The sequence below is a fragment of the Streptomyces sp. NPDC032161 genome (genome assembly GCF_040636995.1).
GTDB lineage: Bacteria > Actinomycetota > Actinomycetes > Streptomycetales > Streptomycetaceae > Streptomyces.
Genome location: NZ_JBEZVN010000001.1, coordinates 1,309,738 through 1,332,058, shown reverse-complemented (window position 1 = coordinate 1,332,058; position 22,321 = coordinate 1,309,738). Strand labels below are relative to the sequence as shown.

The 22,321-nt window shown below is 71.4% G+C and carries 23 protein-coding genes; 12 read left to right on the top strand and 11 right to left on the bottom strand.

Translation table 11 applies throughout. From position 1 onward, the window contains the following. Positions 1 to 158: 158 nt before the first annotated feature. A complete protein-coding gene (locus AB0E67_RS05790) occupies positions 159 to 701 on the top strand; it encodes a hypothetical protein (protein WP_362021301.1) in 543 nt (180 codons plus the stop codon). A gap of 83 nt (positions 702 to 784) precedes the next feature. Here the strand turns inward: AB0E67_RS05790 and AB0E67_RS05785 are convergent, their stop codons facing one another. From AB0E67_RS05785 to AB0E67_RS05775, 3 genes are all read right to left on the bottom strand, one after another. After that, positions 785 to 1,570, bottom strand: a complete 786-nt coding sequence (locus tag AB0E67_RS05785; RefSeq protein ID WP_362021298.1) for an enoyl-CoA hydratase/isomerase family protein — start codon at positions 1,568 to 1,570, stop codon at positions 785 to 787. Between the two features lie 13 nt (positions 1,571 to 1,583). Then, complete coding sequence (locus tag AB0E67_RS05780; protein ID WP_362021295.1) at positions 1,584 to 2,027, bottom strand: OB-fold domain-containing protein; 444 nt, start codon at positions 2,025 to 2,027, stop codon at positions 1,584 to 1,586. 65 nt (positions 2,028 to 2,092) lie between these two features. After that, positions 2,093 to 3,241, bottom strand: a complete 1,149-nt coding sequence (locus AB0E67_RS05775; protein ID WP_362021511.1) for a lipid-transfer protein — start codon at positions 3,239 to 3,241, stop codon at positions 2,093 to 2,095. Between the two features lie 153 nt (positions 3,242 to 3,394). Here AB0E67_RS05775 and AB0E67_RS05770 point away from each other — a divergent pair, with 153 nt between their 5' ends. Beyond that, positions 3,395 to 4,966, top strand: a complete 1,572-nt coding sequence (locus AB0E67_RS05770; RefSeq protein WP_362021292.1) for a FadD3 family acyl-CoA ligase — start codon at positions 3,395 to 3,397, stop codon at positions 4,964 to 4,966. Positions 4,967 to 5,190: 224 nt separating this feature from the next. Here the strand turns inward: AB0E67_RS05770 and AB0E67_RS05765 are convergent, their stop codons facing one another. Then, positions 5,191 to 5,829: a hypothetical protein gene (locus AB0E67_RS05765; RefSeq protein WP_362021289.1), complete on the bottom strand. Its 639-nt coding sequence runs from the start codon at positions 5,827 to 5,829 to the stop codon at positions 5,191 to 5,193. On the opposite strand from AB0E67_RS05765, the gene AB0E67_RS05760 reads away from it, so the two are divergent. Next, positions 5,779 to 6,669, top strand: a complete 891-nt coding sequence (locus AB0E67_RS05760; RefSeq protein ID WP_362021287.1) for an NAD-dependent epimerase/dehydratase family protein — start codon at positions 5,779 to 5,781, stop codon at positions 6,667 to 6,669. The genes AB0E67_RS05765 and AB0E67_RS05760 overlap by 51 nt on opposite strands. On the opposite strand, the gene AB0E67_RS05755 is transcribed toward AB0E67_RS05760, so the two are convergent. After that, complete coding sequence (locus AB0E67_RS05755) at positions 6,670 to 7,545, bottom strand: glycosyltransferase (RefSeq protein WP_360108937.1); 876 nt, start codon at positions 7,543 to 7,545, stop codon at positions 6,670 to 6,672. An 88-nt stretch (positions 7,546 to 7,633) separates the two neighbouring features. On the opposite strand from AB0E67_RS05755, the gene AB0E67_RS05750 reads away from it, so the two are divergent. From AB0E67_RS05750 to AB0E67_RS05735, 4 genes are all read left to right on the top strand, one after another. Continuing rightward, entirely contained in the window at positions 7,634 to 8,359 is a 726-nt protein-coding gene (locus AB0E67_RS05750) for a transferase (protein WP_362021284.1), read from the top strand. After that, a complete protein-coding gene (locus AB0E67_RS05745; RefSeq protein ID WP_360108943.1) occupies positions 8,353 to 8,493 on the top strand; it encodes a hypothetical protein in 141 nt (46 codons plus the stop codon). The genes AB0E67_RS05750 and AB0E67_RS05745 overlap by 7 nt, the downstream gene beginning before the upstream one ends. 135 nt (positions 8,494 to 8,628) lie before the next feature. Further along, on the top strand, positions 8,629 to 8,904 hold the full coding sequence (locus tag AB0E67_RS05740) for a hypothetical protein (protein WP_362021281.1): 276 nt from the start codon (positions 8,629 to 8,631) through the stop codon (positions 8,902 to 8,904). Then, positions 8,904 to 9,299, top strand: coding sequence for a hypothetical protein (locus AB0E67_RS05735; RefSeq protein ID WP_362021278.1), 396 nt, complete (start codon positions 8,904 to 8,906; stop codon positions 9,297 to 9,299). The genes AB0E67_RS05740 and AB0E67_RS05735 overlap by 1 nt, the downstream gene beginning before the upstream one ends. Positions 9,300 to 9,432: 133 nt before the next feature. Here AB0E67_RS05735 and AB0E67_RS05730 read toward each other — a convergent pair whose 3' ends face one another. Together AB0E67_RS05730 and AB0E67_RS05725 are read right to left on the bottom strand one after the other, a co-directional pair. Beyond that, positions 9,433 to 9,681, bottom strand: coding sequence for a hypothetical protein (locus AB0E67_RS05730; protein WP_362021275.1), 249 nt, complete (start codon positions 9,679 to 9,681; stop codon positions 9,433 to 9,435). Between the two features lie 211 nt (positions 9,682 to 9,892). After that, a complete protein-coding gene (locus AB0E67_RS05725; protein WP_362021272.1) occupies positions 9,893 to 12,853 on the bottom strand; it encodes a BTAD domain-containing putative transcriptional regulator in 2,961 nt (986 codons plus the stop codon). Positions 12,854 to 13,115: 262 nt separating this feature from the next. On the opposite strand from AB0E67_RS05725, the gene AB0E67_RS05720 reads away from it, so the two are divergent. Further along, the gene (locus AB0E67_RS05720) at positions 13,116 to 14,345 is read left to right on the top strand and encodes an amidohydrolase family protein (RefSeq protein WP_362021269.1); all 1,230 of its coding nucleotides are present in this window, start codon (positions 13,116 to 13,118) and stop codon (positions 14,343 to 14,345) included. Positions 14,346 to 14,671: 326 nt separating this feature from the next. Here AB0E67_RS05720 and AB0E67_RS05715 read toward each other — a convergent pair whose 3' ends face one another. Both AB0E67_RS05715 and AB0E67_RS05710 read right to left on the bottom strand, forming a co-directional pair. Next, on the bottom strand, positions 14,672 to 15,499 hold the full coding sequence (locus tag AB0E67_RS05715; RefSeq protein WP_362021266.1) for a MerR family transcriptional regulator: 828 nt from the start codon (positions 15,497 to 15,499) through the stop codon (positions 14,672 to 14,674). Between the two features lie 249 nt (positions 15,500 to 15,748). Further along, positions 15,749 to 15,952, bottom strand: coding sequence for a cold-shock protein (locus AB0E67_RS05710; RefSeq protein ID WP_003967102.1), 204 nt, complete (start codon positions 15,950 to 15,952; stop codon positions 15,749 to 15,751). 444 nt (positions 15,953 to 16,396) lie between these two features. On the opposite strand from AB0E67_RS05710, the gene AB0E67_RS05705 reads away from it, so the two are divergent. The 4 genes from AB0E67_RS05705 to AB0E67_RS05690 all read left to right on the top strand — a co-directional run bounded on the left by AB0E67_RS05705 (position 16,397) and on the right by AB0E67_RS05690 (position 21,540). After that, positions 16,397 to 17,275 (top strand): menaquinone biosynthesis protein, encoded by an 879-nt coding sequence (locus AB0E67_RS05705; RefSeq protein WP_360119345.1) that lies wholly within the window; start codon positions 16,397 to 16,399, stop codon positions 17,273 to 17,275. 414 nt (positions 17,276 to 17,689) lie between these two features. Continuing rightward, positions 17,690 to 19,582: a serine/threonine-protein kinase gene (locus AB0E67_RS05700; protein WP_362021263.1), complete on the top strand. Its 1,893-nt coding sequence runs from the start codon at positions 17,690 to 17,692 to the stop codon at positions 19,580 to 19,582. A gap of 72 nt (positions 19,583 to 19,654) precedes the next feature. Beyond that, positions 19,655 to 20,854, top strand: a complete 1,200-nt coding sequence (gene mqnC / locus AB0E67_RS05695; RefSeq protein ID WP_362021260.1) for a cyclic dehypoxanthinyl futalosine synthase — start codon at positions 19,655 to 19,657, stop codon at positions 20,852 to 20,854. A gap of 17 nt (positions 20,855 to 20,871) precedes the next feature. After that, on the top strand, positions 20,872 to 21,540 hold the full coding sequence (locus AB0E67_RS05690; RefSeq protein WP_362021258.1) for a hypothetical protein: 669 nt from the start codon (positions 20,872 to 20,874) through the stop codon (positions 21,538 to 21,540). A 52-nt stretch (positions 21,541 to 21,592) separates the two neighbouring features. On the opposite strand, the gene AB0E67_RS05685 is transcribed toward AB0E67_RS05690, so the two are convergent. Then, positions 21,593 to 21,979, bottom strand: a complete 387-nt coding sequence (locus AB0E67_RS05685) for a VOC family protein (protein WP_362021255.1) — start codon at positions 21,977 to 21,979, stop codon at positions 21,593 to 21,595. Beyond that, positions 21,976 to 22,269 (bottom strand): metalloregulator ArsR/SmtB family transcription factor, encoded by a 294-nt coding sequence (locus tag AB0E67_RS05680; RefSeq protein ID WP_362021252.1) that lies wholly within the window; start codon positions 22,267 to 22,269, stop codon positions 21,976 to 21,978. Before AB0E67_RS05680 ends, AB0E67_RS05685 begins: the two co-directional genes overlap by 4 nt. Positions 22,270 to 22,321: the final 52 nt, after the last annotated feature.

Sequence of the window (22,321 nt, the reverse complement as noted above, 5' to 3'; positions counted from 1 at the left end):
GGGGCGGAGGAAGGAGCGGGGCGAGGGGCAAGCCCGGCAAGGCGGAGGAGGGAGGCGACGCGGAGCGTCGTCGACCGACGACAACGCCGCCAGGCGCCGCCCATCGGCACGCGACGCCGCCCCGCCTATACGCGCGACCTCTAAGGGGGGCTGCATCGATGATGCGGCGGCACATCAGACTCTCCGCGGTACTGCTCGTGGTGGTGCTCGCACTCACCGGCTTCTCCACCGGCCGGGGCCACTCCGGCAAGAGCAAGAGCAGGAGCGGCGGATCGAGCAGCAGCGGTGGCGGCTGCTCCAGCTCCAAGAAGAGCAACGACGACTACGGGCACAGCGGCTACGGCAGCAGCGGCGACAACGACGACTACGGATCGTCGAGCAGCTCCTCCGGCGGCACGGCCCCGTCGCCGTCCGCCTCGGACGCGGCCGACGCGTACGTGTTCCGGTGCGCCCAGCCCCGCAAGGGCAAGCGCAAGGCCGTCACCACCGCCACGGTCAGGCTCACGGCGAACGCCGCCGGTCCGCACACCTACGAGGTCGACGTGACCTTCCTCGACGCGATGGGCAACACCGTCGACACCGGTGAGGCGCGGGTGAAGGCCGAGGGCGGGGACGCCAGGACCGTGTCCGTGCGCATGGACAACCCGCGCAGGGTCTCCAGGGTCAAGAAGTGCCGCGTCGAGGCGGAACTGACCTACTGAGCCGTCCGGACACCGGACCGTCCGGACACCGGACCGGCCGGACACCCGGGATCCCGGACCACGGAGCCACCGGGCCGCCGCCCTCACCGCGGCCGGAATCCGCCGCCCTTCCCGCCCACGCCCCGCCCCCGGAAGAGCTCGGACTGCCGCTCCGGCGGCAGGTTCCCGAGCGCGATCAGGTGCGGGGCGTGGGCCATGGCCTGCGCCCTGGCCGCCTCCTTCGCGGACCACACCGCCCGTACCGTCCCCTGCACCGCCCCCGTCGGGTACGAGGCGATCACCCCCGCGGCGCTCAGCGCCGCCGCCACGGCGTCGCCCGGCGCCGTCACCTCGCTGACCAGCCCGGTCTCGTACGCCCGCCGGGCCGTGACCCGTTCCGCCGTCCCCATCAGGGACATCCGGGCCACCTCCCCGAACGGCATCCGCTGCGCCATGGCGATCGCCTCGTACGCGCTGACCATGCCGTACGTGGTGTGCGGGTCGAAGAACGTCGCCTCCTCCGACGCCACGACGAACTCCGCCTCGCCCAGCAGATAGAACGCCCCGCCGCAGGCCATTCCCTCCACGGCCGCGATCACCGGCTTCCACAGATCGTTCGCCTTCGGCCCGATCGTGAGCAGCGGATCGTCGATCGTGTACGGGGACGAGGGCTGCGGGACGTGCGCCGACCGGTCGATCCCGGTGCAGAACGCCCGGCCGCCCGCGCCGGTGAGGACGACCGCACGCACCCCGTCGTCGTACCGGAACGCCCGCCAGACGGCGGCCAGTTCGGCGGCCGTCCTCAGGTCGATCGCGTTCAGTTTCTCCGGCCGGTCCAGGGTGACGAGCGCGACGCCGGTCTCCTCGTCCTTCTCCGTGCGCACGGTCATCGCCGCCGTCCCCTCACCGCTCCAGCAGCCAGCGCACCAGGGTGGTTCCGGAGGCGTCCGGACAGAACACCGCCCGCACCGGCGCCCCGATGCGCAGTCGCCCCGGATCGACCGAGTCCAGCGGGGCGTCGGGACCGCTCACCACGTTCCCGACCAGCCGGATCGCGGGCGCGTCGGCCAGTTCGACCACGACGGCGTTGTACGGCGCCTGCGCGGCGTACGCGGGCAGCAGCGGCGGGTGCGGCAGCACGTACGACCAGATCCGGCCGCGCCCGCTCATCGCCCGCCACCCGCTCTCGAAGGACCGGCAGTGCGGGCAGCACGGCCGGGGCGGGAAACGGAGCTTCCCGCACTCCGGGGCGGCACACGCCTGGACCCGGAGTTCGCCGCGGGCCGCGTACTCCCAGAAGGGGGCGCCGTCGTCGTCCACGACGGGCGTCAGCAGAGCGTCATCCATGTCGGCTCTCCAATTCTTCGATTCCCCGGCTCCCCGATTTCTCGGTTCCTCGGTCCCTCGGCTCCTCAGTTCCTCAGCAGTACGGCGGACGTGGGCACGCCCTCGCCGGCGGTGACCAGGCACGTCCCGGCGTCCGGGACCTGGGCGGTGGAGGTGCCGCGCAGCTGCTTCACGCCCTCGTTGATCAGGTTGAAGCCGTGCACGTACGCCTCGCTGAGCCCGCCGCCCCCGGTGTTGAGGGGCAGCCGCCCGCCGCTCTCCAGCGCCCCGCCCTCGGTGAACGCGGCGCCCTCGCCGCGCCCGCAGAAGCCGTAGCCCTCCAGCGACAAGGGGATGAGCGGGGTGAAGGCGTCGTAGATCTGCGCGACGTCCACGTCCTGAGGGCCGAGGTCGGCCTGTTTCCACAGCTGGCGGGCGGCCGTCCACGCCGGGCCCGAGAGCGGGTCGTCGTTCCAGTAGTTGACCATCCCGTGGTGCTGCGCGGGCAGGCCCTGCGCGACGGAGTGGATGTAGACGGGCCGGTGTCGGCAGTCCCTGGCCCGCTCCGCGGAGACGATGACGCAGGCCAGTGCCCCGTCCGTCTCCAGGCAGTTGTCGAAGAGGCAGAGCGGCTCACTGATCCAGCGCGAGGTCATATACATGTCGCGGGTCAGCGGGCGCTCGTACATCACCGCGTCCGGGTTCTGGTTGGCGCGGTTGCGGCAGGCGAGGGCCACGTTGAAGAGGTGGTCGCGGGTCGCCCCGTACTCGTGCATGTAGCGCCGGGCCAGCATCCCGATCTCGTCGGCCGGTCGCAACAGCCCGTACGGCCGGGTCCATTGGGCGGGCGTGGGCAGCTGTGCGGTGGTGTTCTTCCACGGGCGGGGGCCCGAGCCCCGCTTCCGCGACCGCCAGGCCACCCCGACGCTCGCCTGCCCGGTCGCCACCGCGGCGGCCAGATGCGCGACCGTGGCGCACGAGCCCCCGCCCCCGTAGCCCACCTTGCTGAAGAAGGTCACGTCGCCCGCGCCGATCGCCTTGGCGATTTCGACCTCGTCGGTCTCCTCCATCGTGTACGAGGCGAAGGCGTCCACCTCCGAGGCGTCGATCCCGGCGTCGTCGAGCGCCGCGACGATGGCCCGGCAGGCCAACGTCTTCTCGGACTCCGGCAGTTGCCTCGCGAACCGTGTCTGACCTATGCCGGCTATCGCCGTCCTGTCCTTGAGTGCCGTCACCGCCACCTCCGAGACCGTCCTGACCGCTGACAGCGGCAGAGGCTACAGCTAATCTGACGGATAGTCAGCTACTGGTGGTCGACTGCCGCTGCGATCGGCTGCCGTGTCGATCGGCCACCGCGTCGATCGACTACTGCGTCAGGAGGGCGGGCGATGCGCGGCGACGAGGAGTGGGGCAGTGTCCCGGGACTGGTGCGCGCGGCGGCGCGGCGGTACGGGGACCGGGAGGCGGTCGTCGAGGGCCGGACCCGGGTCTCGTACGCCGAATTCGGCGAACGCGTCGAGCGGGCCGCCGCCGCATGCATGGCCGCGGGCGTCGAGCCGGGGGACCGGGTCGCGGTGTGGGCTCCGAACACCCTGGACTGGATCGTCTCCGCACTCGGCGCCGTCACCGCCGGAGCGGTCCTCGTCCCCCTCAACACACGTTTCAAGGGCACGGAGGCGGCGTACGTCCTGCGTCGCAGCCGGGCGAGGATCCTCTTCGTCACCGGCACCTTCCTCGGCACCTCGTACGTGGCGTCGCTGCGCCGGGCCGACGTACCGCTCCCGCACCTGGAGCGGGTGGTGGTGCTGGCGGACAGCGCCCCCGACGACTACCTCACCTGGAAGGACTTCCTGGCGGCGGGGGAGGGGGTCGGTGCCGCGGCGGTCCGGGCCCGCGCCGACACGATCGCCCCCACCGACCCCTCCGACATCATCTACACCTCGGGCACCACCGGCCGGCCCAAAGGCGCCGTCATCACCCACGCCCAGACCCTGCGCTGCTACGCGATCTGGAGCGAGCTGGCGGGCCTGCGCGAGGGCGACCGCTACCTGATCGTGAACCCCTTCTTCCACACCTTCGGCTACAAGGCGGGGCTGCTCGCCTGCCTGATGCGCGGGGCGACGATGGTGCCGCATCCGGTGTTCAACGTGGACACGGTCCTGGCCAACGTGGCCGCCGAACGCATCTCGGTGCTGCCCGGCCCGCCCACCCTGCACCAGTCCCTGCTCGACCATCCGGCCCGGGGCAGCCACGACCTCTCCGCCCTCCGCCTGGTGGTGACGGGCGCGGCGGTGGTGCCGCTGCGGCTGGTGGAACGCCTGCGCACCGAGCTGGGCGTGGCGACGGTCCTCACGGCGTACGGCCTCTCCGAGGCGAGCGGCATCGTCACGATGTGCCGCCGGGGCGACCCGCCGGAGACGATCGCCTCGACGTCGGGCCGGGCGATCCCGGGCACGGAGATCCGCGTCCTGGCCGAGCCGGGCGCCCCCGGCGAGGTCCTGGTGCGCGGCTTCAACGTGATGGCGGGCTACTTCGAGGACCCGGAGACCACGGCGGCGGCGATCACCCCGGACGGCTGGCTGCACACCGGCGACGTGGGCGTCCTCGACGAGCACGGCAACCTCCGGATCACCGACCGGATCAAGGACATGTTCATCGTCGGCGGCTTCAACGCGTACCCCGCCGAGATAGAGCAGATCCTCGGCCTGCACCCGGACGTCGCCGACGTGGCCGTCATCGGCGTCCCGGACCCCCGCCTGGGCGAGGTCGGGCGGGCATACGTAGTCCGCAGGCCGGGAGCCACCGCCACGGCCGACGACCTGGTCGCCTGGTCGCGCCGCGAGATGGCGAACTACAAGGTCCCCAGGTCGGTGGAGTTCGTCCCCGCCCTGCCGCGCAACGCGAGCGGCAAGGTCCTGAAGGGGGAGCTGCGGGGGCGGGCGGACGAGCCGCGGGGCTGACGGGCGGACGGGGCGCCAGGCCGGGTGGAGAGCTGACGGTTCACGCCGTCAGCCACTCTCCAAGGAGGGACATGAACGCCGGACTGGCACATGGCATGGGCGATAGCTTGCGTTGTCAGCGAACTTGCAGCTCAACGCCATATCGACCTTCAGACATGTGAGACACGTCGGTCCGCTGCCCGGGTCTCCTCGGTGCGGCCACTAGTTCCGGCAGTGGCAATTGGTCAAGCGAGGGCACCGACGCGGTGCACGAACGCGCGTACGCCGGGGAGGGGGCGGTCGTGCCGCACCAGGTCGGCGGCCATGGTGCGGACCGAGCTGCGACGGACCTCCTGTGGCGCTGCCTGCTCTGCGGCAAGGAGGGCTCGGTAGCAGCGTTCAGGCTTGCCCCATTGGTCGAAGGCTCGGGCGACGTCGATCCAGTATCGGGCTTGGCGTTCGGTGGTGGGCAGGGCAGCGGGATCGATGCGGCGCGCGGACTCGATCGCTTGGCCCGCGTCGCCGAGCAGGTGGCTGATCGAGACCTGGTGGAGGAGAACCTGGCTGGGGCCGAAGACGGCGCCGCGTAGCAGCGCGTCGTGGCCGAGTTGCCCGGCAGTGGCTTCGGCCTCGGCGATGAGGGCGAGTGCGGTGTGCCGGTCGCCTTGTTTTGCCGCGGTGTAAGCGGCGGTGGCGTACAGGTTGCCCTGGACGGAGAGCCGTTCGGTCACGTCGGTGATGTGGCCGGCGGTCAGTTGCTGGGCGGCGGTGACGGCGACGTCGGTGGCGCGGGCGTAGTGTCCCTGCCGGCGCCAGGCGGAGGACACCATGCGGTGGGCTTCGGCCACGGTGAGGGCGTCCGCGCCGCCGACTACGTGATCCACGCCGCCGCCCTTGCCGATGTCGCAGCCTGCACCCGCAAGCCCATGGCGGCGATCCACACCAACATCACCGGCACCCAGGTATTGCTGGACGCGGTGGCCGCCTGCGAGCGGACTCGTCGGCTCGTCTTCGTCTCTTCCGCCAGCGTCTACGGCAACGGCGACCCGGAAGACTGGGCGCGCCCGTGCGAGGAGTACCGGACCGTGCGCCAGCTGCTGGAAGCCGTCCACGGCCGGGTGCCGCCGCAGTTCCACGAGTACACGCAGCTGCGGCCGATGTCCGTCTACGCCAACACCAAGGCATGGGGCGAGACACAGACCGCTCTCACGCTGGGCGCCGTGGGCACCTCGTACACGGTCGTGCGGTACTTCTCCGTCTACGGAGAGCCGCAGGTCGTCAAAGAGAACAGCCATTCGTGGGTGATCGCATGGTTCACCACCCGCGCTGCCCTGGGGCTGCCCTTGCACCTCAACGGCGGCGGCCACCAGATCCGGGATCTGGTCCACGTCGAGGACATCGCCGCTGCCACCGTGCGGGCCCTCATCGCCCCGCGAGCCCACAACGAGACGATCAACATCGGCACCGGCACCCCCACCAGCATCCGCGCCGTGGCCGATCTGGTCGCCGAGCAGTACCCCGGCACCCGGTTCGCGGAGACGCCGATGCCGCCCGGCGACCCACTCGGCGGCTACGCGTCCACCCACCGCTTGGAAGCGGTGCTCGGCTGGCGACCGACCATCACCGTCAAGGACGGGGTGGCCCGCTACGCGGACTGGCTGAGTAGGACGCCCGAAGCGATCCCCGCGTGGTTGCGGGCCCAGGCCGAGGCGGCGGCCGTCTGATCAGATGACCGGTGGCCGGCCCAGGCGAGCCATCCGCCACACCGTGGACCACCGCATCGGCCGACGGGGCGGGCATGGGGTGCGAAGGCCCTCGGCGAATCCGCCGAACCAGGCTCTCAGCCCCGCCGCCGACCGTGTGCGGGCCAGGGTCATCACAGTCCAGATACCCAGATAGATGGGAGCGAGGAGGGCGGGAAGGTGCCGCTTGGCAAGCCAGACCCGATTACGGGCGACCATGCGGTAGAAGACCGCGTGCCGGGTCGGCGACGTCCATGGATGCTGGAGCACCAGCTCCGGCTCGTAGAGCACCTTCCAGCCCGCGTCCAGTGCCCGCCAAGCCAGGTCGGTCTCCTCGTGCGCGTAGAAGAACGGCTCGGGCCAGTCACCGATCTGGTTCAGCATCTGTACGGACAGCCCGTGCCCGCCGCCGAGGAACGTCGTCACCAGCCCGCCGCGCATCGGATCCGCCGCCCGCAGCCGCGGAACGTGACGGCGCTGGGTACGGCCTTGCTCGTCGGCGATGCGGAAACTCACGACGCCGAGCCGCTCGTCCGCCGCGTACAACTGCGCGAGCCGGGTGAAGACGTCCGGGCTGATCAGCAGACCGTCATCGTCCAGGTCCACCACCACATCGACATCCCCGAACTCCCGCAGCCGGGCCAGTGCGGCGTTCCTGCCGCCGGCCACCCCCAGGTTCTCCGGCAGTTCGACACCGGTAACCCCCTCCGGCAGGGGCGGCAGCGGCGAACCGTTGCCGACGACCACCACCCGCGCCGCACGCGTTTCCTGCCTGGCAACCGATGCCAGGAGGTCGGCCAGCTCGGCGGGCCGCGTGCCCATGGTCAAGATGGCGACGCCTACGCGCGGGTGACGCACGAATGAACTCTCCGTTCCTCGGGGCCGGTGCCAGCGATGCTAGCCGCCCAGAGAAACGGCCACCGACCACACCACCGGAAGGCCACCGATGCCCACCATCCGCCTCGGCGACTACCTCACCGTTCCCACCAGCGGAATGCTGAACGGCACCCCGTACCAGCACCTGGTAAAGACCGATCTGTCCGTTTTCCTCTCACTCTGGGAGGACTGGCATCGCCGGGCCCTCGCCCGGCTCCCGCACCGTATTCACCCCACCGCGCAGATCCACCCGACTGCGATCGTCGGCGACGACGTGATCATCGGCCCCCGTGTACGTGTATGGGAGTTCTCCACCGTCCGCGCCGGCTCCGTGTTGTGCGCCGATGTCTCGATCGGCTTCAACTGCGAGGTCACCCGCTCGTTCCTCGGCGAACGGGCCATCCTCGGCCACCGTATCGGGATCAACCGCACCCTCGTAGGCGCCGATGCCCACCTGTCCGCCAATCTGACCGTCGCAGTCATCAGCATGTGGAACTCCCACATGAGCAACCCGGAACGGGAGATCATCCTGCGTACCTCCGACGGCCTCTACCGTTGTGGCACACCGCAATTCGGCGCCCTGATCGGCGACCGGGTCCAGACCGGCAACAACATCAGCCTCGGCCCCGGCCTCGCGCTCGGCCGCGACTGCCGCATCGCCAGCGGTGTCACCCTCGTCGCACGCACCCTCCCGGACCACAGCGTCATCACCGCACCGCACACTTCTGACGCCCAAGTCCGCCAGCGACCCGCACGCCGCGAGAGGACCTTGGCACCCGGCTCGGACGCATGCTGATGTACGCCCGCCGCGAGATGGCGAACTACAAGGTCCCCAGATCGGTGGAGTTCGTCCCCGCCCTGCCGCGCAACGCGAGCGGCAAGGTCCTGAAGGGGGAGCTGCGGGGGCGGGCGGACGAGCCGGGCCGATAGCCGAGGAAGGTCCCCGGAACGGTCGAAGAGAGGGCGGCATACGGCTCTTACATGTGTCAACGCGGGGCCTCGGGGGCCGCTGAACCGGGTGAACGGAGCAGTCGTGCGGCCGGGAGCGGGAGTATGGTGCCTGGTATGGCAACCAAGAAGTACACGGTCACCCTGCCGGAGGAGCTGGCGGAGGAGATCCGCCGCGAGGTCGGCCCCGGTGCTTTCAGCGCGTACGTCACGCGTGCCATAGAGCGGCAGCGCGAGCACGACCGGCTGGGGGAGCTGGTGGGGCGGCTGGAGGGCGAGTACGGGCCGGTCACGGATGCCGATCTCGCGGCGGCCGAGGCCGAGCGGCGCGAGATCGATCAGTGGTTCGATGAGCGCGACGCCGACGCGGAACCACGCCGGAATGCGGCCTGATGCCCGAGACCTCTTACGTGCTGGACTGTGAGGCGCTTTCTCGGGCCGCGCTCGGAAACGCGGAGATGAAGGCGCGTCTCAAGGATGCGCACCGTACAGGTATCCGTGTGGTGACCAGTTCGATGACCTTGATCGAGGCGTATCACAGCAAGATCCGGAGGCCCGTCTGGAACTGGGCGATGTCCGGCATCGTCGTGGAGCCCGTGAGCAGAGACGTCGCCGACGAGGCGATCCGCCTGCTGGGTGCCACCGGACTGCACGGCCACAAGTACGCCATCGACGCGGCGCTTGCGGTGATCGCGGGGCGTCAGGCGGGCCGGGTGGTGGTCTTCACCTCGGACGAGGACGACATGGGCAAGCTGTGCGGGGCGGACGTACTGGTCCGGGGGGTGTAGACACGCGGGACGCGGAGAGGGGCACGAACCGTCGGTCCGTGCCCCTCTTCCGGGCCTCACGCCCGTGGACGCGCCACGGCCGCGACGGCTCCCCCTCCGCGCCGCCGCGGCCGTTCCCCCGTGCCGGTGAGGACTAGTTGGGCTTGGGAGCCGAGGCGTGGCTGTCGAGCGTGGTGATCGTCTCGCCGGAGGCGTGGCTGTCCTGAACGGTGAGCTTCCCGCCGGAGGCGTGGCTGTCCTGAACGGTGAGCTTCCCGCCGGACGCGTGGCTGTCCTGAACGGTGAGCTTCCCCCCGGAGGCGTGGCTGTCCTGCACCGTGAGCTCCTCGCCGGACGCGTGGCTGTCCAGCGGCTTGGTGACAGGCTTCTTGGCGTCGCTCATCGTGGTCAACTCCCGTGATTCGTTCGAGGCAAAAGGTCGGGGACGCCCGTCCGGTGATTCCCCCGTGGATCGCCGGACGGGCATCGCTGGGCCGTTCACCATAGTGGGGCGGCCATTCGTCGATCCGTCTGCCCCCCGACGCGACGGGTCGACGGGTGTAAGAGTGTCGCCAGCCGATAAACGAACGATGAACGCCGGGACGGAAGGGCTCTCACGCAGCCGTGAGGGGTTCCAGGAGGTTGCGGACCTCCTCCGCCTCGTCGGCGCCCAGACGCTCGTAGATGGCCAGGGCCTCGTTCCAGCAGGCTCTGGCCCGGTCCGCCTGGCCCATGTGCTTCAGCGCCTGGCCCAGAACCGTGAGCACGGTGCCCCGTCGCCACTCGCCGCCGATGCCCCGCAGGGCTATCGCCTGTTCGGCATGGGCTGCCGACAGCGCGTAACGCTGGGCGGCGAGATGCAGCTCCGCGAGCCTGAAGTGGGTGACACCTTCCCACAGAGGCTGGCGGTTCTCGTGGAATATGCCGAGTGCCTGTGTCAACTGGTCGAGCGCCTCGGGCAGCCGGCGGGCCTGGGTGAGCGCGAGGCCGAGGGCGTAACGCCCGTTGGCGAGACGCAGCGCGAAACCCAACTGATCGTAGATTTCGATCCCTTGTTCAGCGAGATCCACGGCGCTGACGGTGCGGGACAGGGCCAGGTGAATTCTGGAGAGATTGCACAGCGCACTCGCCTCCCCGGGCCTGTTGCCGTCCGCGCGAAAGGCCGCGATGGCCTCCTGGAGGTATGCCTCTCCATCCGCGTGCTGATTACGGTAAATCGCGAGGATTCCACGCTCGTTGGGGGCGTTTCCACTGGTCCACGGGTCCTGGGCCGCCGCGGCGAGCGCCATGGCGTGGTGCGCTTCGGTATCAGCCTGTTCGAACAGGCCCGCGTTGCTGTAGACCTGCGTGAGCGTGATGCGTGCGCGGCCCTCCGTCCGGGGGTCGCCCGCGGCGATGGCGGCGTCGCGGAGCGCGGTGACCGCGCTTTCGTACCTACGGGCGTTGGCCCCTGATTCCGCGAGGTCCTTGACGGCCATCAACAGGTCGATCGCTCGCCGCCGGGTTCGCTCGCCGAGGGACTGGAGCACGCATGCGAGCAGGCAGTCCGCCTCGGAGTACAGCCAGTCGAGCGCCTGAGGACGCTCGCTGAACGTGAGCCCCGGGTACTGCGTGGGCTCCAGGTGATCCACGGTCCGGTCCCCCGGCCGCTCCAGCGCGTACACCCCCGCCGCCGTCGCCAGGTAGAAGTCCAGCAGTCGCGACAGTGCCGCCTCGCGCTCCTCCGGGGGCTGTTCGTCCCGTTCCGCGCAGGAGCGGGCGTAGAGGCGCACCAGGTCGTGGTAGCGGTAGCGGCCCGGGGCGGCGGACTCCAGGAGACTGGTGTCGACGAGGGACTCCAGCACGTCCTCCGCGACATGCGTGTCCAGGTTGAGCAGCGCGGCGGCGGCGGCCAGGGAGATGTCGGGGCCGTCGGCCAGACCCAGCAGGCGGAAGGCGCGGGCCTGGGCGGGTTCGAGCTGGCCGTAGCCGAGTTCGAAGGTGGCCTTCACCGCGAGGTCCCCGGCCTGGAGTTCGTCCAGGCGGCGGCGCTCGTCGGCGAGCCGCGCGGCCAGGGCGGAGACCGTCCAGGTACGGCGGGCGGCGAGGCGGGAGGCGGCGATGCGGATGGCCAGGGGGAGGAAGCCGCAGGCGGCGACCACGTCGAGGGCGGCCTCGCGTTCCCCCTCGACGCGGTCCGCGCCGACGATGCGGGTGAAGAGCTGGAGCGCCTCCTCCGGGGACATCACGTCCAGGTCGATCAGATGGGCGCCGGCCAGGTCGACGAGCCGGACGCGGCTGGTGACCAGGGCGGCGCAACCGGGCGTGCCGGGGAGCAGGGGGCGGATCTGGGCCGCGTCGTGGGCGTTGTCGAGCAGGACCAGGATGCGGCGCCCGTCGAGCGTCGAGCGGTAGAGGGCGGCGCGTTCGTCGAGCGAGTCGGGGATCGCCGAGTCCGCCGTGCCCAGGGCACGCAGGAACGCGCCGAGGACCGTCTCCGGTTCGGCCGCGCGGGCGCCCGCGCCCTGGAGGTCCACGTACAGCTGGCCGTCCGGGAAGTGCTGGCGCGCCTGGTGGGCGACGTGCACGGCGAGGGTGGTCTTGCCGACGCCGCCGATGCCGGCCAGCGCGGAGACGGCCATGACGGAGCCCTCGGCGGTCGCCAGCCGCTCGCCCAGCTCCCGGACGAAGGCGGCGCGGCCGGTGAAGTCCGGCACGGTGGCCGGGAGCTGCGCGGGGCGCAGCGGCACGTGGACCGGGGCCGGTTCGTCGGCCGGGCGGGCCAGTTCCTCGTCGGCCCGCAGGATGCGCTGCTGGAGCTGGGAGAGTTCGGGCCGCGGGTCGACGCCCAGTTCGTCGGCGAGCAGCCGGCGGGTGTCCGCGTACACCGCGAGCGCCTCCGCCTGACGGCCGCTGCGGTACAGGGCGACCATGAGGAGTTCGCGCAGCCGCTCGCGCAGCGGGTGCGCGGCCGTGAGCGCGGTCAGTTCGGAGACCGCCTCCGCGTGGCAGCCGAGGTCCAGGTCCAGATCCAGCCGGGCCTCGGTGAGCTGGAGCCGCCATTCCTCCAGGCGGGTGCGCTGGTTCTCGGCGTACGGGCCGGGCACGGAGGCCAGCGCCTCGCCGTCCCACAGGCCGAGGGCCTTGTCGAGCAGGGCACGGGCCCGGGCGCGGTCGCCGCCGGCGCGGGCCTTCTCCGCCCCGGCCGCCAGTTCCTGGGCCACGGTCAGGTCGACGGCGTCGTGAGTGGTGCGGATCGCGTATCCGCCGGCGTCGCTGACGAGCGTCTGCTGGTCGAGGACCTTGCGGAGCCGGGAGGCGTACGTGCGTACGGCGGCGAGCGCCTGCGACGGCGGGTCCTCGCCCCAGATGGCGTCGATGAGTTCGGCGGCGGTGGCCGTACGGCCGCCCCGCAGCAGCAGGGCGGTCAGCAGGGCGCGCTGTTGCGGGGAACCGGACGGCAGGGCCTCGCCGCCCCGCCACGCCCGTACCGGACCGAGGACGGAGAAGCGCAGACCGCCGTCGTCGGCGGCGGACCGCTGGTGCGGAGCACGTTGCTCCGGAACCCGCGCTCGCGGTCCGTTGTCACGGTCCATTGCCGCCTCCTTGTCCTGCTCGCCTTGCCGGTCCTGCCGATCGTGCCGGTGTGCCGTCCCGGACCGCCCGCCGTCCCGTGTTCCGGTCCGGGGCGCATCCGGATTGCCGCGTACCGCTGGTATCGCGCTCAACAGTCTGCCTTGTCGCGGGCGGGGACGTCAGCAGTGGGTGACGCTCTGCACAAGCCCTCGACAACGATCGCAGAACGGGGACCGGTCCAGGGAGCTGACGGTTCGTCAGATCGACGCTACCGTGGTGTGCATGGAGACCTTCCCGAAGATCATCTCGGTGGACGACCACACGGTGGAGCCCCCTCATGTCTGGCGGGACCGGCTCCCGTCCAAGTACCTCGACCGTGCTCCCCGGATCGTCCGCGCGCCGCTCAAGGAAATGACCTTCATGGGTGGAAAGTTCGCGCCTGTGATGGGTGCCGAGGGGGACGAAGGCCCGATCGGCGACTGGTGGGTGTACGAGGACCTGCACCGGCCGCTCACCCGGCTGGACACCGCGGTCGGCTACGACCGGGACGAGATCAAGCTGGAGATCATCACGTACGAGCAGATGCGTCCGGGCTCGTTCTCGGTGCCGGACCGGCTCGCCGACATGGACGCCAACCACGTCCAGTCCGCCCTCTGTTTCCCCACATTTCCCCGCTTCTGCGGCCAGACCTTCACCGAAGCGAAGGACCGGGAGCTGGGGCTGCTCGGCGTGCGCGCGTACAACGACTGGATGGTGGAGGAGTGGTGCGGGCCCGAGGCGCGCGGCCGGCTCGTCCCGCTCACGCTGATCCCGCTCTGGGACGCGGAGCTGGCCGCGGACGAGGTCCGGCGCAACGCGGCACGCGGGGTGCGCGCGGTGGCGTTCTCCGAGATCCCCCCGCATCTCGGGCTGCCGTCCATTCACACGGATGAGTGGGACCCGTTCCTGCGCGCCTGTGACGAGACGGGGACGGTGATCGCGATGCACATCGGCTCGTCCTCGCGGATGCCGTCCACCTCGGCCGACGCCCCGCCCGCCGTCGGTTCCACCATCACCTTCGCCAACTGCTGCTTCTCGATGGTCGACTGGCTGATGAGCGGCAAGTTCGAGCGGTTCCCCAACCTCCGGATCATGTACGCGGAGGGGCAGATCGGCTGGATCCCGTACATCCTGGAACGTGCCGACGTGGTCTGGGAGGAGAACCGGGCCTGGGGCGGCGTCGCCGACAAGGTCCGTCGCCCGCCGTCGGAACTGTTCGCGGACCACGTCTACGGCTGCTTCTTCGACGACGCCTTCGGGCTCAGGAACCTGGACTCGATCGGCGTCGGGAACGTGCTGTACGAGACGGACTACCCGCACTCCGACTCCACCTGGCCCAGGTCCCGCGAGGTCGGCGAGGCGCAGATGGGGCATCTGGCCGCCGACGTGGTGGAACGGATCGTCCGCCGCAACGCGATCGAGCTGCTGGGGCTGACGGACGAGGGGCTGTGGGCCGGGCCGGGAGGGCGATAGCGGGCGGGGGAGCGGCAGCGGTGCGAGGAGAAGCGCCGGAGGGGCCCTGAAGGCGGCCGAGGGCGGCCGAGGTGCGGAGAGGGCGTGACATCCGGGCGTGGGCGCCCGGAGCGCGGACGTACGGGGTGCGGGCGCCCTGGACGCGGGTGTCGGGGCCGGAGGCGTCACCTCCGTCACCTCCGTCGCCGCCCCGCCGCCCCGCCGCCCGGCCGCCCCGCCGCCACGGGGCCTGAAGTGGGCCGGCCCCCGGGGCGTACCGGGGCCGACGCGGGGCCGGGCCCGCAGTGCGCGGGGGCCCCGCCGGTACGGCCGGGCCCTGCCGCGCGTCAGGCCCTCGCGATCGGCTCCTGGAGTTCGGTCACCCACGCGTCCCGGTCCTCGGGGCACTCCAGGTTGACCTCGCGGGCGTACCCCGCCGACCGGTAGCCGTTGGCGTCGATCCAGCGCGCCAGGGCCTGTGCCGTGGGCAGCACGTCGTCCATCGGTCCGCGGTGGACCACGGTGGCCGCCTCGACCGGGGGCAGCTCCACCACCGTGATCCCGGTGTCACCGATCGGCCCCGGCGGGGCGGAGACCGTCACCCCCGCGTGCACGACGACCGCGCCGCCACCGTCCGGAGCGGCCTCGTAATGCGCGATCCCGGGGCCGCTCGGGCTGACGCCCGCCGCCGCCAGCAGCGGGAAGAGCCGGTCGTACAGCGGCCCGATCACCGGAGAGATGTCCTCCGGCCCGTAGCCCGCCGCGACACCGGTCAACTCGGCCACCCGCACCGCGGGCACCTTCCGTACCACCACGTCGTCCGCGGACATGCGTCCCTCGCTCTCGATCGACCGGAGCCTCGCCTCGACCCGCGCCAGCCGTGCCGCCGTCGCCGCCATGGCTTCCTCCAGTTCCGCCCGCCGCAGCCGCAGCATTCCGCGCAGCTCCTCCGTGCTCACCCGCTCGTCGAGGACGGCGCGCACCTGCTGGAGCGTGAAGCCGAGCTCCTTCAGGGCGATGACGCGGTTGAGACGGGCGAGCTGGGCGGCGGTGTAGAAGCGGTACCCGGTGATGGGGTCGGTCCGGTCGGGGCGCAGGAGCCCGATGGCGTCGTAGTGGCGCAGCATCCGGGCCGACACCTGCCCGTACCTGGCGAAGTCTCCGATGGTGAACATGACGTCTCCCAGTGCAGGGCTTCACACGGTGTCAAGGTCAAGTGCGGTCCGCCGCCGGGGTGGGACGCCGTCCGGTGGGATTCGCCGCGAGGACGAGTCCGTTCACGAAGGCGGGTCCGTTTCACGGGGCGGGTTTGTCGCGCGGCGGAGGATTCCGGCGCGAAAAGGCAGGAGCCCTGCTCCCCGGCGAGACGGGGAACAGAGCTCCTTGGGTACTGCTAGTCGGCCGCGATCGGCCGACCCGGGCAACTAGGCCGGGGTGACGTTCTCAGCCTGCGGGCCCTTCGGACCCTGGGTGACGTCGAAGTTCACGACCTGGTTCTCCTCAAGGGAGCGGAACCCGGACGCGTTGATCGCGGAGTAGTGGACGAAGACATCCGGGCCGCCGCCGTCCTGGGCGATGAAGCCGAAGCCCTTTTCAGCGTTGAACCACTTGACGGTTCCGGTAGCCATAAGCCCTCCTTGGGCCAAAGGGTTGCCCTGCTCCAGAACCTGCAAAGAAGTCTGAAAACTACAAAAGCCTGCGGGTCACATGCTCCGCAGGCTCTGTACTGCAAGGGAAACCAAACTGCAACTTGCGTCGAGCCTAGCACGCAGCGTGTACGGAAGGGTAGAGGGAAAGATCACTTCACCCGGATGTTTCATTGCTGTGCGGATGAGCTGATGAAGTACGCGTCCGGGAGGGTGACGCGCAGGCGTCCCCGAGGCGTCTCGGGAGCGTCTTCGGAGTCAACTTCGAGGGGCGACTTCCGGGCGCGGCCGAGGCGGCGACTTCAAGAGGGGCGAAGGGGGCTCGGGAGCGCTTCCGGGGTGGTTCCGGCGCGTCGGCGCGGGGGCCGGCCTGTGTCGCGCGCACCCGGTGCCCCTGGGGCGGCGCCCCGGGTCTAGCCTCGCGACGTGGACAATTCAACCGTTTCAACCGCAGTGCGCGACGACCGTCGCAGTCGGCCGCGCGTCGGTCACATCCAGTTCCTGAACTGCCTCCCCCTCTACTGGGGCCTGGCCAGGACCGGGACCCTGCTCGACCTGGAGCTGTCGAAGGACACCCCCGAGAAGCTCAGCGAGCAGCTGGTCCGGGGCGATCTGGACATCGGCCCGGTCACGCTGGTCGAGTTCCTGCGCAACGCCGACGACCTGGTCGCCTTCCCCGACATCGCGGTGGGCTGCGACGGACCCGTCATGTCGTGCGTGATCGTGTCGCAGGTGCCGCTGGAGCAGCTGGACCGGGCCCGGGTGGCGCTCGGTTCGACCTCGCGGACCTCCGTGCGGCTGGCCCGGCTGCTGCTCGCCGAACGGTACGGGGTCAGCCCGGACTACTACACCTGCCCGCCGGACCTCGGCGTGATGATGCAGGAGGCGGACGCCGCCGTGCTGATCGGCGACGCCGCGCTCCGGGCCAACCTGCACGACGCCCCCCGTCTCGGCCTCCAGGTCCACGACCTGGGGCAGATGTGGAAGGACTGGACCGGGCTGCCGTTCGTCTTCGCGGTCTGGGCGGCCCGCAAGGACTTCGTCGCCGCCGAGCCCGACCAGGTGCGCAAGGTGCACGAGGCGTTCCTGGCCTCGCGGGACGTCTCCCTGGAGGAGGTCACCAAGGTCGCGGAGCAGGCGGCGCGCTGGGAGGCGTTCGACGCGCGGACGCTGGAGCGGTACTTCACGACCCTGGACTTCCGCTTCGGCCCCGAGCAGCTCGCGGGTGTGGCGGAGTTCGCGCGCCGGGTCGGCCCCACGACCGGGTTTCCGGCCGACGTGAAGGTCGAGCTGCTCGGCGGCTGACCGGACGGGAAGGGCGGCGCGGGAAGGGGGCCGGGCGGCACCGCGGACGGATGCCGTGCGCGACGGCGCGGAATGGGTTCGAGAAAGTGGATGAACCTCGAACTTTCGGGGCGGAAAAATCCCTCCGCCGTTCTCGTCGGCCTCTCCCGTTCTTCTCCGCGCCTTCTCCTCGCCAGCTATCGGTTCGGGTTAATACGCGGCGAATAGCCGATTCCCGGAAGCTGTCCGGACACAGTCGCGGTTCTACGTCGGAATCGCTCGCGTGAACGACGTATTCACGCCTTTTGTTGTGTCGAAAGCCGTTCTTCGTTCCCTTGGGAGCGAAATCGGCGGATGGTTTCCTCTGGGAACCGATGACCTTCGCCGCCTAGGCTTCGACCGGAGATCCGGCCGTCCACAGGGGGAGTCACGTATATGCAGCCGCTGGAAGCCGGCGAACCGCTGACCATCGGTGCCTACCGATTGCTCGGCAGGCTCGGTGCGGGCGGCATGGGCCGGGTGTATCTGGGGCGCAGCGCGGGGGGCCGCACCGTCGCGGTCAAGGTCGTGCATCCCCACTTCGCCCTCGACGAACAGTTCCGGGCCCGCTTCCGGCGGGAGGTGGACGCGGCCCGGCGCATCGGCGCGCAGTGGACGGCGCCGGTGCTGGACGCCGACCCGGACGCTCCCATTCCGTGGGTCGCCACCGGCTATGTGGCCGGCCCGCCGCTGTCCACCGCGATCGTCGAGCACGGGCCGCTGCCCGAGCACGCGGTGCGGACCCTGGGTGCCGGTCTCGCGGAGGCGCTGGCCGCGGTCCACGGACTGGGGCTCGTCCACCGCGACGTGAAGCCGTCCAACGTGCTGCTCGCCCTCGACGGCCCCCGGCTGATCGACTTCGGGATCGCCCACGCCGTCGGCGCCACCTCCTCCCTCACCTCCACCGGGGTCTCCGTCGGCTCGCCCGGCTACATGGCGCCGGAACAGATCAGGGGCACGGAGGACATCTCGGGGGCGGTCGACGTCTTCTCGCTCGGCGCGGTGCTCGCCTACGCGGCGACCGGCAGCGCCCCCTTCCTGGGCGACTCGTCCGCCGTACTGCTCTACAAGGTCGTGCACGAGGAGCCCGAGCTGGGGGAGCTGGAGGGCGAGCTGAGGGAGGTCGTCGCCGGGTGCCTGGAGAAGTACCCGGAGGACCGGCCGACCCCCATGGAACTGGCCCGTCGGCTGGCGCCGGGCGGGGCCGCGGGGCTGGTGGCGGGGGGCTGGCTGCCCGGTCCGCTGGTGCGCCAGGTGAGCCGGGCGGCGGTGGCGCTGCTGGACCTGGAGCCGCAGGACGCCGCCCCGGCGCAGTCGGGACCGGTGCCGTTCAGCGCGGCGTCCTGGGGCTCGGACGCCGCGAATGCCGCGGACGCCCCGGACGGCGGGCGCGGCGGGTGGGGCGGGACCGGCCCCGAGGGCGTGGGAGGTGCGTACGACGGGCGCGGCTCGAAGGGCGCGGGAGGCGTGTACGGCCCGCCGGGTGAGCCGTCTTCGCCCGCGTCTTCGTCCTCGTTCCCGTCTCCTTCGCCCGCCCCGGACGCGTACGAACCGACCCGGCCGCCCTTCTGGACCCCGACCGCCGCGGACGGCTCCGCGGCGCGCGGCCCCGCGCGGCCGGACACGCCCGGGGCCACCGGGCTGCCGGGGCAGCGGACGCCGGACCCCCGGTTCTCCGTCACCGTCGGCGCGGAATCCGGCCCGTCGCGGTCCGACGGGCACCGCGGCCGACGGCTCAGCTGCACCGTGGCCCTCGCCGTGGCGGGCGCGCTGGCCTCGGTCACCGTCGGCGGCGCGCTCCTCTTCGACCTGATGCCGGGCGGGGGCGGCCGGGACGCCGCCGAGCACGGCGTGGGCACCACCCCCCCGGCGTCCGACACGGACCCGGGCCAGGGCGGTGCCGAGCAGGTCACCGAGGTGCCGAAGGCGTTCGTCGGCACCTGGAGCGGCCCGCTCACCGAGAAGACCACCGGACAGCCGCACGGCACGCTCACCGCCGTGTTCACCGAGGGCCGGAAGGGCACGGACGTGGTCCGCATGACCACCGAGGTCACCGCCCTCGGGCTGACCGTCCGCTGCAACAGCGTCGCCGCCCTCACCTCCGGCACCGACGAGGAACTCGTCCTGCACGAACGCTCCGACCCGGACCGCCCCGGCGACCGCACCTTCTGCACCTCCACCGAGACCGACGTGCACTTCACGCGGAACGCGGACGGCACCCTGCGCTTCCGGTCCGAGGAGAGGGGCGCCGGGCTCCCGTACGGCACGCTCACCCGGTCCGGCGGCTGACGCCGACGGGCGCTGGCGTACGCTGAACCGGTTCGTGGACCCGTTGAAAACCCGCCGAAAGGTGACAGCCCGGTGACCGAGAAGGCCGCTCTCCAGCCCGTCCTCGACCGCGCCGCCGAAGGCGGCCGGATCACTCCGGAGGAGGCCCTCGACCTCTACCGGTCGGCGCCGCTGCACGCGCTGGGGGCCGCCGCCGACGCCGCGCGCCGCCGCCGTTACGCCGGTACGGAGCACATCGCGACGTACATCATCGAGCGCAACATCAACTACACCAACGTGTGCGTCACGGCCTGCCGGTTCTGCGCCTTCTACGCGGCGCCCAAGGACACCGCCAAGGGCTGGACCCGCGACCTCGACGACATCCTGCGCCGCTGCGCGGAGACCGTCGAACTGGGCGGCACGCAGATCATGTTCCAGGGCGGGCACCACCCGGACTACGGCGTCGAGTACTACGAGAAGCACTTCTCCGCGATCAAGGAGGCGTTCCCGCAGCTGGTCATCCACTCGCTGGGCGCCTCCGAAGTCGAGCACATGGCCCGGATCTCCAAGGTGTCCGTCGAGGAGGCCGTCCAGCGGATCCACGCGGCCGGCCTCGACTCCTTCGCGGGCGCGGGCGCCGAACTGCTGCCCGCCCGCCCGCGCAAGGCGATCGCCCCGCTCAAGGAGTCCGGCGAGCGCTGGCTGGAGATCATGGAGATCGCGCACGGCCTCGGTGTCGAGTCCACCTCCACCATGCTGATGGGCACCGGCGAGACCAACGCCGAGCGCATCGAGCACCTGCGGATGATCCGTGACGTGCAGGACCGTACGGGCGGCTTCCGCGCCTTCATCCCGTACACGTACCAGCCGGAGAACAACCACCTGAAGGGCCGGACGCAGGCGACGCTCTTCGAGTACCTGCGGATGATCGCCATCGCCCGCATCTTCCTCGACAACGTCGCGCACATCCAGGGCTCCTGGCTGACCACCGGCAAGGAGGTCGGCCAGCTGTCGCTGCACTACGGCGCCGACGACCTCGGCTCGATCATGCTGGAGGAGAACGTCGTCTCCTCGGCCGGTGCCAAGCACCGCTCCAACCGCCTGGAGATCATCGACCTGATCCGCAAGGCCGACCGGGTGCCCGCGCAGCGCTCCACCACCTACGAGCACCTCGTCGTCCACGACGACCCGGCGAACGACCCGGTCGACGACCGCGTCGTCTCGCACATCTCGTCCATCGCGATCGAGGGGGGCACGGCGCACCCCGAGCTGAAGCTCCTGGACGCCAACTGAGGCCGGGGACCCACGTGTTGACGGTGCATACCGCGGACGCGGTGCACGGCGCCGCGTCCGCCCCGGCCTGGGCGGACTCCGTGGCCGTGGACGGTGCCGTGGTCGTCGCGATCGGCCCGTACGAGGAGCTGGTCGCGGACCGCCCCGAGGCGCGGGTGCGGCGGTGGTCCGGGCTGATCACCCCGGGGCTGCTGAACGCGGGGGCACCGGCCCTGCTGGAGGCCGCCTACCACCCGGACCCGCGCGAGGCGGACGAACTGGGCACCGAACCGCTTACCGGCGCCGCGCTCACCGCGCTGGGCATGGACGAGGTCCGCTGGGGCGCGAGTGCCCGGCGCGGGCTGCAGCGGATGCTGCGGCACGGTACGACGGCCGTCCGGGGGCCGTTCGCCCGTCCCGCCGTGCGCAGCGCCGTCGCCCGTTCGGGGCTGCGCGTCCACGCCCCGGCCCGCCCGGTGGGGCAGCTCGCCGTCGACCCGTTGTCCGCCGTGCCGGAACCGACCGGCCTCGACCCGCTGGCCTCCGTACCGGACCCGGCCGAGGCGTTCGCCGCGCCCCTGACCGTCGGCGGCCCCGCCGACCTGGCGGTGTTCGCCGTACGGGACATGGCACACCTGCGCACGGAGGGTGCCGGGAGCTGCGTGGCGACGGTGCTCGGCGGGCGTCTGGTCTTCCGCCGCGGCTGACACGGACGGGTCCCGTCACGCGAGCCGGTACGGGAGCGGCGCGGTGGGCGCCCTACGCGCTGTGCACGATCTGGATCAGGTTGCCGCAGGTGTCGTCGAAGACCGCGGTGGTGACCTGGCCCATCTCCAGCGGCTCCTGGGTGAAGCGCACCCCGAGCCCGCGCAGCCGGTCGAACTCCGCCCGTACGTCGTCCACGGCGAAGGAGGTGGCCGGGATGCCGTCCTGGACCAGCGCGTCCTTGTACGGCCGCACGGCGGGATGGCCGGAGGGTTCGAGCAGCAGCTCGGTCCCGTCGGGATCCTCCGGCGAGACCACGGTCAGCCACCGGGCCTCGCCCACCGGGACGTCGTGCTTCTTCACGAAGCCCAGCACGTCGGTGTAGAAGTGCAGGGCCTTGACCTGGTCGTCGACGAAGACGCTGGTCAGATGGATCTTCATGGGGTGTTCTCCGGTGCGTCGGGCCTGAGCCATCGGGTCGCGATCCGCTCAAGGGGCTCGGTGTTCAGATCATGGAACTTGTAGCGGCCCCGGCGCCGGGAGAGGACCAGACCCGCCGATTCGAGTACGGCCAGATGCTGGCTGATCGCCTGGCGGGACAGGCCCAGACCGTGCTTGGTCACCAGCCGCGTGCATATCTCGAACAGGGTCTGACCGTCCCGTTCCGCCAACTCGTCGAGGATGCGCCGACGGGTCGGGTCGGCCAGTGCCTTGAAGACGTCGTCCGCCATGACCACCACTATAGGCAAGTCACGACTTGCCTACCAGATGGGGTGCTCCGGG

What these genes read in the sequence shown, in the direction of transcription:
- AB0E67_RS05780 (WP_362021295.1), bottom strand. Translation starts at nt 2,027, where the DNA reads ATGGATGACGCTCTGCTGACGCCCGTCGTGGACGACGACGGCGCCCCC.
- AB0E67_RS05725 (WP_362021272.1), bottom strand. Translation starts at nt 12,853, where the DNA reads ATGGACCGTGACAACGGACCGCGAGCGCGGGTTCCGGAGCAACGTGCT.
- AB0E67_RS05715 (WP_362021266.1), bottom strand. Translation starts at nt 15,499, where the DNA reads ATGTTCACCATCGGAGACTTCGCCAGGTACGGGCAGGTGTCGGCCCGG.
- AB0E67_RS05710 (WP_003967102.1), bottom strand. Translation starts at nt 15,952, where the DNA reads ATGGCTACCGGAACCGTCAAGTGGTTCAACGCTGAAAAGGGCTTCGGC.
- AB0E67_RS05785 (WP_362021298.1), bottom strand. Translation starts at nt 1,570, where the DNA reads ATGACCGTGCGCACGGAGAAGGACGAGGAGACCGGCGTCGCGCTCGTC.
- AB0E67_RS05750 (WP_362021284.1), top strand. Translation starts at nt 7,634, where the DNA reads ATGCCCACCATCCGCCTCGGCGACTACCTCACCGTTCCCACCAGCGGA.
- AB0E67_RS05745 (WP_360108943.1), top strand. Translation starts at nt 8,353, where the DNA reads ATGCTGATGTACGCCCGCCGCGAGATGGCGAACTACAAGGTCCCCAGA.
- AB0E67_RS05685 (WP_362021255.1), bottom strand. Translation starts at nt 21,979, where the DNA reads ATGAAGATCCATCTGACCAGCGTCTTCGTCGACGACCAGGTCAAGGCC.
- AB0E67_RS05730 (WP_362021275.1), bottom strand. Translation starts at nt 9,681, where the DNA reads ATGAGCGACGCCAAGAAGCCTGTCACCAAGCCGCTGGACAGCCACGCG.
- AB0E67_RS05740 (WP_362021281.1), top strand. Translation starts at nt 8,629, where the DNA reads ATGGCAACCAAGAAGTACACGGTCACCCTGCCGGAGGAGCTGGCGGAG.
- AB0E67_RS05680 (WP_362021252.1), bottom strand. Translation starts at nt 22,269, where the DNA reads ATGGCGGACGACGTCTTCAAGGCACTGGCCGACCCGACCCGTCGGCGC.
- AB0E67_RS05735 (WP_362021278.1), top strand. Translation starts at nt 8,904, where the DNA reads ATGCCCGAGACCTCTTACGTGCTGGACTGTGAGGCGCTTTCTCGGGCC.
- AB0E67_RS05790 (WP_362021301.1), top strand. Translation starts at nt 159, where the DNA reads ATGATGCGGCGGCACATCAGACTCTCCGCGGTACTGCTCGTGGTGGTG.
- AB0E67_RS05700 (WP_362021263.1), top strand. Translation starts at nt 17,690, where the DNA reads ATGCAGCCGCTGGAAGCCGGCGAACCGCTGACCATCGGTGCCTACCGA.
- AB0E67_RS05770 (WP_362021292.1), top strand. Translation starts at nt 3,395, where the DNA reads ATGCGCGGCGACGAGGAGTGGGGCAGTGTCCCGGGACTGGTGCGCGCG.
- AB0E67_RS05720 (WP_362021269.1), top strand. Translation starts at nt 13,116, where the DNA reads ATGGAGACCTTCCCGAAGATCATCTCGGTGGACGACCACACGGTGGAG.